This is a genomic window from uncultured Porphyromonas sp., assembly GCF_902489635.1.
Taxonomy (GTDB): Bacteria; Bacteroidota; Bacteroidia; order Bacteroidales; family Porphyromonadaceae; genus Porphyromonas.
On sequence record NZ_CABUAN010000003.1, the window covers coordinates 28,550 to 42,060 of the forward strand.

10 protein-coding genes are annotated in these 13,511 nt (G+C 55.9%); 5 read left to right on the plus strand and 5 right to left on the minus strand.

What is annotated here, in order from left to right:
- The first annotated feature begins 257 nt into the window (after nt 1-257).
- From RDM37_RS01085 to RDM37_RS01105, 5 genes are all read left to right on the plus strand, one after another.
- Entirely contained in the window at nt 258-1,019 is a 762-nt protein-coding gene (locus RDM37_RS01085; protein WP_308554425.1) for an Ig-like domain-containing protein, read from the plus strand.
- A gap of 29 nt (nt 1,020-1,048) precedes the next feature.
- Nucleotides 1,049-1,543 carry a TlpA disulfide reductase family protein gene (locus RDM37_RS01090; protein WP_308554427.1) on the plus strand — a complete coding sequence of 165 codons (495 nt, stop codon included), beginning with the start codon at nt 1,049-1,051 and terminating at the stop codon, nt 1,541-1,543.
- 146 nt (nt 1,544-1,689) lie between these two features.
- Entirely contained in the window at nt 1,690-3,420 is a 1,731-nt protein-coding gene (locus tag RDM37_RS01095; protein ID WP_308554429.1) for a DUF6029 family protein, read from the plus strand.
- A gap of 41 nt (nt 3,421-3,461) precedes the next feature.
- Nucleotides 3,462-4,286, plus strand: a complete 825-nt coding sequence (locus RDM37_RS01100; RefSeq protein ID WP_308554431.1) for an Omp28 family outer membrane lipoprotein — start codon at nt 3,462-3,464, stop codon at nt 4,284-4,286.
- 454 nt (nt 4,287-4,740) lie between these two features.
- The gene (locus RDM37_RS01105) at nt 4,741-6,921 is read left to right on the plus strand and encodes a cation-translocating P-type ATPase (RefSeq protein WP_308554433.1); all 2,181 of its coding nucleotides are present in this window, start codon (nt 4,741-4,743) and stop codon (nt 6,919-6,921) included.
- Nucleotides 6,922-7,247: 326 nt separating this feature from the next.
- On the opposite strand, the gene cdaA is transcribed toward RDM37_RS01105, so the two are convergent.
- The 5 genes from cdaA to RDM37_RS01130 form a co-directional block, all read right to left on the minus strand.
- Nucleotides 7,248-8,030, minus strand: a complete 783-nt coding sequence (cdaA, locus tag RDM37_RS01110) for a diadenylate cyclase CdaA (RefSeq protein ID WP_308554435.1) — start codon at nt 8,028-8,030, stop codon at nt 7,248-7,250.
- 25 nt (nt 8,031-8,055) lie between these two features.
- Nucleotides 8,056-8,961 carry a dihydropteroate synthase gene (gene folP, locus RDM37_RS01115; protein WP_308554437.1) on the minus strand — a complete coding sequence of 302 codons (906 nt, stop codon included), beginning with the start codon at nt 8,959-8,961 and terminating at the stop codon, nt 8,056-8,058.
- An 81-nt stretch (nt 8,962-9,042) separates the two neighbouring features.
- Nucleotides 9,043-10,524: an acetyl-CoA hydrolase/transferase family protein gene (locus RDM37_RS01120; RefSeq protein WP_299369528.1), complete on the minus strand. Its 1,482-nt coding sequence runs from the start codon at nt 10,522-10,524 to the stop codon at nt 9,043-9,045.
- 227 nt (nt 10,525-10,751) lie between these two features.
- A complete protein-coding gene (locus RDM37_RS01125; RefSeq protein ID WP_308554439.1) occupies nt 10,752-12,278 on the minus strand; it encodes an MBOAT family protein in 1,527 nt (508 codons plus the stop codon).
- A 7-nt stretch (nt 12,279-12,285) separates the two neighbouring features.
- A complete protein-coding gene (locus RDM37_RS01130; RefSeq protein ID WP_308554441.1) occupies nt 12,286-13,488 on the minus strand; it encodes a GDSL-type esterase/lipase family protein in 1,203 nt (400 codons plus the stop codon).
- Between the last annotated feature and the right edge of the window lie 23 nt (nt 13,489-13,511).

Genomic DNA, 13,511 nt, shown 5'->3' on the forward strand with positions numbered 1-13,511 from the left:
TAAAAAGGCTCCTTACAGAAGCCTCATGCAAAGGTAGCGAATTTAGCGGTTAGCTATTGGATGTTGGCCGTTGGCTGTTGGCTGTTAGCTGTTAGCTAGACTCACTAGTGCTACTAGTGGCACTAGAGGCACTAGCACTCCGATAGCTCTGATGACTCTGATAGCTCTAGCCAAAAGCCAACAGCTAGTGGCCATTTGCGAGATATTTATTACCTTTGGCGGTGTTAAACGACTTCAAAACTTAACCAGACATTCCAATGAAAGCAACTTATCTATCACTCACACTAGCTCTCATCTCGCTAGTCCTCTTTACATCTTGTGGTCCTGATGCCAACAAGCCCACACCCAATGTAAACAGCATCACCCTCCAGAAGACCGCTGCCACCCTGCAGCCCGGAGAGAAGCTAGAGCTCATCGCCACCGTCTCACCAGCTGATGCTACCGTGACCTTCTCAACAGACAACCCTGCCGTCGCTACCGTTTGTAAGAAGGGCGTCGTCAAGGCTATAGCTCCTGGCACAGCTACCATCACGGCTCAGGCCGGTGACAAGAAGGCTACCTGCACCATCACTGTCGTTGAGGGCAAGAACGTTTCCATCTTTAACAAGCTAGATGGCAAGAAGTACCCCTCAGGGAGCACCATTGACTACGTAGCCACTATAACTAAGGAGGAGGCTGAGTTCTATAGCATAGACCTCCTCTTTAGCGTCATCAAGACGATGAACTACACGGCCGAGCTAACCTTCGACAATGAGTTCGATGGATCGATCTGCATAGGACAGTGCCAGATGGTCAAGAAAGTAAAGTCCTATAAGGTTGACGAGCCTGTCGAGTTCACGGCTGATAGCGAGGAGGGGCCCGTCAAGGAGAAGGGGAATATGACCAGTAATTGGCTCGACTTCGCTCTCTCCACACCAGTTGGTGAGACCTACAAGAACCGCGTCACCGTCAAGCTCTTCCCTGAGGATGGTAGCGAGACGCTCTCATGGGTAATCAACGTCGCACTCACTGTCAAGTAACATACACACCTAAATCAACAGACACAGATATGAAGCACTTACTAACTATCCTACTATCCCTCATAGTAGTCACCATAGCGCAGGCGCAGCTACCCCAAGTCGAGCTCAAAGATCTACAAAACAACGTAGTCAACACGAGCGAGCTGAGCAACGATGGTAAGCCCTTTATCATCTCGTTCTTCGCCACCTGGTGCAAGCCTTGTCTCCGTGAGCTCAAGGCAATACACGAGGAGTATGTAGACTGGCAGGAGGAGACGGGCGTCAAGCTCATCGCAGTCTCGATCGATGAGGGGCAAAACGCTGACCGCGTCAAGCCGCTTGTTGATGCCCTCGGCTTTGAGTACGAAGTCTTACTAGATCCTAATGGAGACTTCAAGCGAGCTATGAATGTCAACATGATCCCCCACGTCTTCGTCATCGACGGCAAGGGTCGTGTCGCATTCTCTCATAGCGGATACACCGAAGGCGGTGAGCAAGAGCTGATCGCTAAGGTGCGTGAGCTACTACAAGACTCTGAAGAGTAACTAGATAATTTCATAGCGCAAAGTAAGAGGAGAGACCTAGCACCCTAATGCTAGCATCTCTCCTCTGAAATGTTTTGACAAGCTAACCGGCTCTAATCAACGACCTCTCTTTATTTTTTCAATCCTCTTTATTAGACACTGACTATATGCGACATACGCTACGCCTCGTACGGCACCTTTGCATACTATCCTGTATGGGTCTCGCTGCACTAACGGCCCTCACAGCTCAAAGTGATAGCGAGTGGAAGCCTTGGAACAAGTTCTCTCCCTCCTTTAGCGTGCAGAGCGATATGCTCTTCTCCCTAGATAACAAAGCTAATGGGTACAAATCCTGGATGGGCAATAGCTACGTAACAGGGACCCTGCGCAATAACTACCTCGAGCTAGGACTTCGCTACGAAGAGCTACTACGCCCCATGCCCGGTCACGAGCCTGAGCAGGGACGCGGTATACCACACCTACACCTCAAGGGCTTCGTAGGTAAGTATGCCGAGGTCACGCTGGGTGACTTCTACGATCAGTTTGGATCAGGCATCCTCTTCCGCAGCTATGAGGAGCGTACCTTGGGCATCGACAATGCCGTACGAGGTGTACACGTATCCCTCACCCCATACGACGGTGTACGACTCAAGGGCTTCACAGGTCAGCAGCGCAACTACTTCGACCGCACCTTCCGCCTCTTCAACAAAGATCGTGGCTTCATATCTGGTGCTGATGGCGAGCTGGCTATTCACCAGTGGGCACCAGCACTACGAGACAATCAGATGACACTCACACTGGGCGGCTCTTATGTCAACAAGGTCGAGGACGATGAGATCATACCCGCAGAGACGCCCGCAGGGATGACAGGCCCCATGCGCCTCAACCTACCCCGTCAGGTGCACGCCTTCGGGGGGCGCGCTAAGTTTACGCTCGGGGGATGGGTACTCAATGGCGAGTACGCTTACAAGAGTAGCGACCCCACAGCGACCAACCACTACATCTACTCTCCAGGCTCTGTGGCTATGCTCTCGACCTCTTACTCACAGCGAGGGCTGAGCCTCTTGCTACAAGCTAAGCGTAGCGAAAACTTCAACTTCCTCTCCGCTCGCTCCACCGTCGGTACGCCTCTGCATATCAACCACCTGCCAGCCTTTACCGCTAATCACACCTACACTCTCGCTGCGCTCTACCCCTACGCTACACAGCCTGATGGCGAGTGGGCACTGCAAGGAGATATACGCTATACCATCCCCAGAGGTACCCTGCTAGGTGGTAAGTACGGCACTGGGCTGCGAGTCAACTATGCACATGTCAGAGGTCTCAAGAGCGTCGCTACAGACCAGCTACCTCTAGGTGCTGAGGAAAGCAAGCTATATGGCACAGACGGATACAAGCACCCCTTCTTCGGTATGGGTGAGCTATACTACTCAGACTTCAACTTCGAGCTAAGCAAGAAGTTCTCCCGCACCGTCTCCATGACCTTCGAGTACTACAACCAGATCTACAACCAGCAGGTCGTCGAGGGGCACGCCATCAATAACCCGCTCGTCTATAGCAACATCTTCGTCCTCGAGGGCAAGTTTAGACTAGCTCCTCGCTACACGCTACGCACCGAGCTGCAGTACCTATACAGCCGCCAGGCTGAGGGCAGCTGGCTCTTTGGGCTAGCCGAGCTATCCGTAGCACCTAACTGGATGTTCTCTCTATCGGATCAGTACAATATAGATGCCACCAAGGAGCACTACTACATGGGCTCACTAACATACGCCAAGGGCAATCACCGCCTACAGCTAGGCTACGGACGCACACGCGCTGGTATCAACTGCTCAGGTGGCGTATGCCGCTATATGCCCGAGACAAAGGGTATATACCTAAGCTACAACGGGTCCTTCTAACGCTCCGCCACTTCACTCACACATTTGACTATTATATCAAGATGAAACTATATACACGCTATACAATCCTCTCAGCTCTAGCACTGATCCTTATGGTAGCCTGCAAACCTATGCCTGAGAGTGAGCGATTCATCCCCAATGAGATCGAGACCACAAAGGGACGATCCGTACTCATTGAGGACTACAGTGGCGTGGGCTGTGTCAACTGCCCAGGTGCTGCCAAAAAAATCTCCGAGGCGGCCGAGTCGCATGGTGACAAAGTAGTCATCGTAGCTCTACACGGAAGCAATACTGGCATCGGCACACGACCCAAGGAAGACCCCAAGGGTCTATACAGCCCCGAGGCAGCCACCTACCTCGAGCGACTTCAGTCAAACTCGCTACCTGCAGCGACCTTTAATCGTCGGCCACTCGCTAGCAACGGAGGCAAGACCTATAGCTCCAGCGCTGCACAGTGGCCCGCCGAGATGCAGGCGGTACGCGAGCTTCCACAGCTCTACAAGATAGACCTGCAAGTCTCCGAGAGCAACCGCAAGGTTACGGCGCAGTGCACCGCTACCGCTCTAGAGGGAGCCGAGGTGGCAACAGATCCAGAGCTATACCTACAGCTCTGGCTCATCGAGGACAACATCATAGCTCCACAGCACTTCGCATCAGGACTCAAGGAAGACTACCAGCACAACCACATCTTCCGTCAGACGCTCAACGGCATCGACGGAGAGGCTTACCAACTGGGCAAGAGCTACGACAAGACCAGCGCCATCGAGCGAGAGGTCATCAACCCCGACCACTGCTCCGTCGTCGCTATACTCTACGACCACAAGACAGGCGAGGTCTACGAGGTCGCTAAGGCACCGCTACGGTAACCCCCCAGCGACCAACTAGTCAGCTAATACTCCTAAACGAAACGCAGACCATCAAGACACTCATCCGTCTTGGTGGTCTGCGCTTTTGTTAGCTATTGGCTGTTAGCTATTGGCTGTTGGCTGTTAGCTGTTAGCTGTTAGCTAGGGGCACTAGTGCTACTAGTGGCACTAGCTCTCCGATAGCTCTGATCACTCTGATCGCTCCGATGGCTCTGATGGCTCCAATCCGCTCCGACCACTCCGCCCCGCTCCGATTCCTCCGATCATTCCGATCACTCTAACTTCTAATCCGATTTTCTACGTAGAAATTAAAAAGCCAGCCCTTGGAACTCGTATGCACAACGGAATCAGAGCGATAGCATGACGACATCCGTACGCACGCAGTACCCCTAGTTTGCAACTCTCTTGCAATTGATTTTCCCTACCTTTGCCTATAGAGAAAATACCACTCACTATGAAACAAATTACCGAATATATTCCCATCGTCGGCATGCACTGCGCCGGATGCGCTGCTGCCGTAACAAACAAACTACAAGGTGTCACCGGTGTCCTCGAGGCCACCGCGCAGATAGACACCCGCTCCCTATACATCGTGTACGACGCAGAGCAGATCACACGCGAGCAGATCGCTACGCAGGTCGCCTCGCTTGGCTTCTCCCTCATACTCACGTCAGACGAGACCGAGGCCGTCAGCCAAGCGCTCGAGCAGGAGCGTCGCTCGGCACGTCAGCTAGCATGGCGCACAGCCATCGGAGCGACTCTGACCATCGGCGTCATGATCTGGATGTATCTACTCGGAGGCGTCGGCGAGCATTGGGTTGCCCCGCTCGTAGCACTCGTCGCATACCTCTATGTCGCAGGACCCTTTCACTGGAGAGCCGTGAAGCAGCTAAGACGAGGCGTCATGGGCATGGACACACTGGTCTCCCTCAGCACCACTTGCTCCGTCATCGGATTGATCCTCGCCTACGGCTCCGAGGGGCATCAGCTGCACCTCTACCTCGATGCACTGGTCATGATCCCCGCCTTCGTACTCATCGGCAAATGGCTCGAGCAGCGCGCCACAGCCTCGACAGCTAGCGCCTTGCGGGCACTCCTCGACTTGACACCTCGTGAGGCGTCGCTCGTCGTCGGCGAGGAGACAAGACGCGTGCCACTGCAGTTGGTACAGCCCGGCATGACCGTACGGGTACGCCCTGGCGAAGCGATCCCCGTCGATGGCGTGATCACCTCGCAAAGTGCTACCCACATCAACGAACAAACCATCACCGGTGAAGCAGAGGCTGTGGAGCGTGGCGAGGGAGACAAAGTCTTCGCCGGAACCATCTGCCTCTCCACCGCCATAGAGGTGCGTGCCGAAAGCGTCGGCGCCGACACCGCTCTGGGACATATCGTTGCGACCGTGCGCAAGACCTTGGCGGACAAACCTCCGCTACGTCTCTTGGCCGATCGCATCGCACAATACTTCGTGCCCACTATACTCATCCTCGGAGCACTCACCTTTGCCCTATGGTACTGGGTCGTAGAGCCGGGCGCACTCGATCTAGCCGCACGTTACGCTATCTCCGTCCTCGTCATCGCCTGCCCCTGCGCCTTGGGCTTAGCCACACCCACCGCACTGACCGTAGCTGTCGGTGAGTCGGCACGGAGGAACATACTCTTTGCAGAGGCCACGGCACTGGAGACGTTGCCCCGTGTCGACGCTTTCCTCCTAGACAAGACTGGGACACTCACCCTCGGCAGCCCCTCGGTCACGGAGATACAGTGGTTCATCGCCGAGGAGGAGCAGACTCCCATGCTCTCGCTCATCGCCTCTGCCGAGCAGCACAGCCTGCACCCACTGGCGCAAGCGATCGTCGCATACGGCGAAGCGCAGGGAGCGACGACCAGCGAACTGACCGTCACCGAGCAACCGGGGCAAGGCTTGCTCGTCACCACGCCGGAGGGTGAGCTGCGCATCGGACGCGCCTCGTGGATTGCCGAGGGGGGCGTTGCGTCGATACCCTCTTGCGACCTCACTGGCTCGCTCGTCTATGTGGCGCAGGGGACCCGGCTCGTCGCTATCATAGCCCTCTCGGACACGCTCACACCGCACGCTGCCGAGACGATTGCACAGCTTAAGGCACAAGGCAAAAAGCTCCTCATGCTCACCGGTGACCGCAAACCCGAAGCAGAGCGCATCGCTCAGCAAATAGGAATAGACACGGTACATGCCGAGCTCATGCCTCAAGACAAAGAGACGAGACTAGCCTCCCTACAAGAGCAAGGCCTCGTCGTATCCATGGTAGGCGATGGTGTCAACGACGGACAGGCACTAGCTCGTGCCGACGTGAGCATAGCACTCGCCGGGGGCAGCGACCTAGCCACCTCGATGGCGCAGCTGGTCATCTCCAAGCCCGACCTATCGCTCCTTCTCGAGGCTACCGAGATAGCACGACAAACGGTACGCACCATACGCTTCAACTTCCTCTGGGCGCTCCTCTACAACGTCATCGCCATACCGATCGCTGCGGGGCTCTTCACACGATGGGGCTTGACCATCACGCCCGCCATCGCGGCCGCTGCCATGGCGCTCAGCTCCATCTGCGTCGTCGTCAACAGCCTCCTCCTGCAGCGCCGCATAGCTACGCGCTAGACGTTGGCTATTAGCTATTGGCTATTAGCTGCTACTGCGCCCTGCTTTCTAAGTACTTAGAAAGCAGGGCGACGTGGACGGGGGACCCTCGGGTCGTTTGCCCCTCCCTGCGGCTTTACATATCTTTACGGGGAGATTGGTCCGATCGCCTCCTTTGTCGAATATCCCCGTAAAGATATGTTATTAGAGATTAGAGGTTAGAAGTTAGAGATTAGAGCCATCGGAGCGATCAGAGTGTATCAGAGCGATTGGGTCCGAAAACGAAAAGAAGGAACGCACCGAGCGTGCATTCCTTATGACCTGTATACTATATATGTATGTCTGGGCTAGCTGGCGTAGATGGCATCTAGTCGCTGGCGCAGTGTGTCGATGTCGACGTCGACGTCGATGACCCCGTTTTGTGCCAGAGAGATCTTGCCACGCTCCTCGCTGATGACGATGACGAGACAGTCCGTAGCCTGCGAGAGTCCTAAGGCACTGCGGTGACGTAGGCCTAAGTCTTTCGAGAGGGTGGGGTCGTTGGAGACGGGGAGGATACAGCCAGCAGCTCGTATGTCGTTATCGACGATAATCATGGCACCATCGTGGAGCGGGCTGTTTTTGAAGAATATGTTTTCGATCAGGCGGGCATTGACATCTGCCTTAAAGACTTCTCCTGTGTGGAGGTAGGCGGTGAGCTCCTGCTTGGCTTGGATAGCGATGAGGGCACCCACCTTCTTGCGCGCCATATTCATACAAGCTAGGACGAGTGCTGCGACACAGCGCTGCTCCTCCTGGGCACTCTGATCATCCCCCTTGAAGACCTTTCGTAAGAAGCGCCATCGGTGGGTACTGCCCAGCGTGATCAAGAAGCGTCTTATCTCCTCCTGAAAGATGATCACCAGAATGAGCATACCCGTGCCGACCAGCTCGTCAAGGATACCCCCCAAGAGGATCATACCGGCCCACTTGGAGACGATGACCCACACGAGGATAAAGGTGAAGATACCTAAGATCAGCGCTCTCGAGGCGGTCGCCCTCAGTGTCCGATAGACATAGTAGAAGAGGAGTGCCGAGAGGATAATGTCAAAGAGGTCGACAAGCGTAAAGGATAACCAGTCTAGCGTCACAGTCCTAAGTCTCTAAGCGTGATAGTTAATGGATTTCTAGCGGTCTCTGCCAGTGGGTGTAGCTACTCGCCCCCGTAGCGTCGGGGAGGTGCTTGCGAATCATGTCGGTCACCTTGATCGCTTCGACAGCGAGACGCACATCGTGGGTGCGGATGATCTGTGCGATGCCCTCCATCAGAGCGTAAGTATGTAGCACATTGGTCGCATCGCCTGAGTGCATGGCATCGGCTCCGATGACTGTCTGCACCATACGCTTGCGCGAGAAGCCGACCAGCACGGGCTCGGCAAATTCTTGTAGCGCCTCCCGCTGATGCGTCAGCAGGCGGTAGTGGTCGTCCATGCTTTTGCTAAAGCCATAGCCGGGGTCGAGGATTACATCCTTGACACCACAGTCGTGAAGCTGCTCGAGACGACGTCGGAAGTAGTCCGCTACGCACACCTCGACCGAGGGCTTGTAGTCTACCACCTGATGCATCCCCTCGACATTGTGCTCTAGGTGCATCAGTATGTAGGCGACGCCCAGCTCCCCCACGGTGCTGTACATCTTCGCATCGGCCTGACCGCCCGATATGTCGTTGATGATCTCCACGCCATACTCCTCGACGCACGCCTTCGCCACGTCAGCGCGGTAAGTATCTACCGAGATAGGCAGGTCGGACACTTCGGCACGGATGATCTCTAGTGCGTGGCGCAGTCGGCGTAGCTCCTCCTCGCCATCGACCAGTTCGCCTCCCGGACGTGTCGAGCATGCGCCAATGTCGATGATGCGTCCTCCCTCCTGGACGATCTCGCGGGTGCGCTCAGCGATCGCCTCGGCGGTCTGCTTGCGACTACCCGCATAGAAGGAGTCGGGCGTCACATTGAGGATGCCCATCACGACAGGCTCCGACAGGTCGAAGGCACGGCCCCCTAGATTGAGTATGTAAGACATAAGCGTGTCAGCTCTTGTGGGTTGTGATCGCTCCCCGTCACTTACTATAAGGTAGTGGCGAGGAGCGGTTGCTTTTATAGATTAAAGTTTAGCTTGGCGCATATCCTTTGACTCTGCCAGGGCTTTGTGGAAGGCGAAGGCTTTCTCCAGACAAACGGGTGTCTGTCCCTCCGAAGCCTGAGCTAGATAAGCGCGTAGCAGCGGACGGTAGTCGGGATGGGCGCAGTTCTCTATGATGCGCTCCGCACGCTGTCGTGGAGAGAGCCCTCGGAGGTCGGCGATACCATACTCGGTGATGAGTACCTTGACCGAGTGCTCGGTGTGATCCACGTGGCTCACCATCGGTACGATAGCGCTGATGGCGCCGCCCTTAGCGGTCGAGGGCGTGGTGAAGATAGAGATGTAACCATTGCGGGTGAAGTCGCCCGAGCCACCGATACCGTTCATCATCTTAGTGCCCAGGACGTGCGTCGAGTTGATGTTACCATAGATGTCCGCCTCGAGAGCGGTATTCATGGTGATGACCCCGAGGCGGCGTACGATGCCTGGGTTGTTGGAGTACTCCTCCGGGCGCAAGAGTAGCTTGTCCTTGAAGAAGTCCCAGTTCTGATAAATGTCTAGGATGACGTTACGACTGACTGAGAGCGAGCAGCCCGAGGCAAACTTAACGCGTCCCTCCTTCATCAGCCCAATGACGGCATCCTGGATCACCTCGGTGTAAACCTCAAAAGGTGGAATCTTAGGACTCTTGCCTACGGAGGCTAGAACCGCATTGGCGATATTGCCTACGCCACTCTGCAGTGGGAGGAACTCACGAGGGATGCGACCCGTGCGGATCTCCTCCTCGAGGAACTTCGTGACATTGTCCCCAATCGCCTGCGTCACCTCATCAAGCGGTGCAAAGCCTCCGTCATCGTTTGGCTCGCTGGTCTTGACGACCGCTACGACCTTCTTCGGGTCGAGCTGTAGGTAAGGCTTGCCGACACGGTCAGAGGGCTTGTAGATAGGTAGCTCGCGACGTGCGGGTGGGTCAAGAGGCTCTGCGATGTCATGGAGACCACGTATCTTGGCGGGGTGACGGTCATTGATCTCGACGATGATCCGGTCGGCAAGGCGGCAGATGGTGGGTAGGATACCAACGCCCGTGGTGGGTACCAGCTGACCATCTTCCGTTAGCTCAGCAGCCTCGACGATAGCTACGTCGATCTTGCCAAAGAAGCCAGCACGCAGCTCCTGCGCCAGCTGCGAGAGGTGCATGTCGCAGTAAGCGACCTCACCACTATTGATCTCGGCACGTAGGTCTTTGTTGGACTGATAGGGTGCTCTAAACTTGATCGCGTGAGCACGTGCCAAAGCTCCGTCGAGGCGGTCGCCTGTCGATGCTCCCGTGAAGACGCTTATGCGGAAGGGTCTTCCTGCTGCGTGCTCCTCTTCGGCGTAATGAGCTATGGCTTGTGGCACTACCTTAGGACAACCAGCAGGCGTAAAGCCACTAAAGCCTACCTGATCGCCATCGTGAACTAATCTCGCTGCCTCTTCGGCAGTCATGATTGGGTAAGACATACTATATATTGGGTTAAGTGTTTGTGCTATAAGAGCCCGCCACCGTCTCACTGCGGTAGCGTTTCTCAAAGGTACGGAAAAAAGAGATTGGCTGTTAGCTATTAGCCTTTGGCTGTTAGTTGTTGGCTAGGGTGATCGGAGCTATCAGAGCTATCGGAGTGCTAGTGTCCCTAGTGGCACTAGTGTCTCTAGCTAACAGCCAAGAGCCAAAGGCCAAAGGCCAGTCGCTAGAACTGGAAGTAGATAAAGGGCTGCACACCACTGCTCTGGAACTGGACGACGAGCAGCACGACGAGGGCGAAGAGCAGTGCCTGACCGACGAGCGGCATGCGGCTGATGCTACGCTCGAGGGGACGAAAGGCGCGTTGCGGGACGAAGTGAGCCACGAAGCCTAACACGATCAACGTCACAACGAGCCAGTAGCCTTCGAGGAACTGCGGGATGATCTCGGGGTGGAACTCGTACCGTATCATCTCAAACATTTGCCCGATGCCCTCCATCGTCGGCATACGGAAGAAGATCCACGCGAAGCAGACGAAGTGGAAGGTGATGAACATCCCTAGGTAGCGTCTGAACCGTCCCATAGAGGCTCCGTCGGGGCGTGCCCACGGGCAGATCTGCATATAGAGCTTATGCAGGGCAAGTGCGACGCCGTGCATACCACCCCAGAGGATGAAGCGCAGGCTAGCTCCGTGCCATAGCCCGCCGAGGAGCATCGTGATCAGAAGGTTAAGGTAGGTACGTAGCCGACCACGACGACTTCCCCCGAGCGGTATGTAGAGGTAGTCTCGCAGCCAGGAGGAGAGAGAGATGTGCCAGCGTCGCCAGAACTCGGTGATGGTAGCGGAGCGGTAGGGCGAGTCGAAGTTGATGTTGAAGCGAAAGCCGAGCCACAGGGCGATGCCGATAGCCATATCGGAGTATCCAGAGAAGTCGCAGTAGATCTGGAGTGCGTAGCCGTAGATAGCCATAAGATTTTCGAAGCCACTGTAAAGGGTAGGGGCATCGAAGACACGATCCACAAAGTTGAGCGAGATATAGTCGGAGATGATCGCTTTCTTGATGAGTCCCGAGAGGATCAGGAAGAGTCCCTCGCCAAACTCCTTTTTGGTGACCCATACGGGCTTGTAGATCTGCGGGATAAAGTCTTTGGCACGTACGATAGGCCCCGCGACGAGCTGAGGAAAGAAGGAGACGTAAAAGAGGTAGTCCACCCAGCGTCTCAGCGGACGTATCTCGCCTCGGTAGATGTCGATGACGTAGCTGAGCGACTGGAAGGTGAAGAAGGAGATGCCGACGGGGAGAAAGATGTCGAGCGGACCTAGCTGTGTCGTGCTTATTTCGGAGAGTCCGACTAGTCCACCGATCCACTGCACGAGCGGGGTGAAGAACTCTAGAAGGAAGTTGGTATACTTAAAGTACCCGAGCATTCCGAGGTTGAAGCAGAGGGAGAGGGTGAGCCAGCGGCGCTTGACTTTGCGCTCTGGGGCAGCTGCTATGAGGTGCCCGATGATGAAGTCGACCGTGGCGGTCATGATGAGGATCATAGCGTAGTAGCCGCTGCTCTTGTAGTAGAAGAAGAGCGAGAAGCAGACTACATAGATGATCCGTGCCAACGTGTGCCTACGCAGCAGGTAGTAGAGCGGCAGGAAGAGCAGGAAGAGGACCAGAAAGAGTCCACTATTGAAGAGCATCGGCGCGGAGCTATCGTAGGTGAGTAGCTCGGCAGCTCGTGAGAGATAGGGGGTGAGCATACGGAGGTTAGTCTTCGGAGGCTTGAGGGGTGACGTGGGAGGAGCGTTGGCACCACTGCTTATAGTCGTCTTGAAGGGCTGTGGCAATCGCCTCGCCTACCTTATTATAGCCAGCAGCTGTGAGGTGAACGCGGTCACCTGAGAGGATGCCCCTAGAGAGCAACTGCGGACCACCCGCCGCTCCACCGAAGTGGGCGAAGAGGTCGATGTAGCCACACCCCAGCTCCCGAGCTTGCTGCTGTAGCTCATCGGCTATGAGCTGGCAGTTGGCATTAGCGCGGTAACTGGTGCGGTAAACGGTGCGACGACGCCTACGCTTGCCACGACGACTTTTGTGAGCTGTGCGGATCTTCTGATAGTTGGCGAGAGGCGAGGTGAGGACGATGGCGCAGTCGGGGTTGTTCGCTTGGAGCCTGTGTACTAGTCGAGCGACCTCCGCGCCAAAGTTGTTGCGATCGAACTGCCGTGCGAGCGACTCATTGGTGCCCAGCGAAAGGATGATCAGCCGAGGACGCAGAGTAGCAACAGAACTGGTGAAGCTCCCCTTGCTGTAAGTGTAGTAGGTAGCGCCGTTGTAGCCGATCGTGTGGACGAGTGCGCCGCCGCTACTGCGCTCTAAACTAGCACCATACCAGACGGACGAGGCAGGAGCGGTCACCTGTGCCGAGCTTACGTAACGACCCACGAGGAGCGTGTCGGTGACGATCTGCTCGGTGGTCAAAGTGTCGTGCGCGATCTCGCTGGAGTTGCCGCCAGACAAGGTGAAAGGTTGCGTTCCCCGTTTACGGTAGATGACGATGCGGTCGAAGGTTTGCCCGCCACCACATTGCAAGGTGTAGGTGACGGCACCACTCGGCCTCGTCTGTAGCACCATGCCGGTAGGACTCTCCCGATCGTAGTCTCTCTGAGTGATCTTAACGCCCGACGTGCCAGCTGAGGAGGCTCGTATCACCGTGTGGATAGGCGGATTGGTCCCCAACAAGCGAAAAGGCCCTACCCAACCCATTCCACCGTCGCCCCAACGCTGTGTAAAGGATTGACGGATCGGCATGGTGAAGTGTCCCGCCTGTATGTGTGAGTCGCCTAGATGGATGATCGAGACAGTCTGACCAGTCGCTCTAGCCTCGTCACAAGCGGACCAAAACTTATCGAGGTAACCGTCGGGGGCTACGAGCTGTGGCACCCGCTGTGCCATAAGCGTCTGCGCCATAAGAAGTAGGCTCCCTATCACGG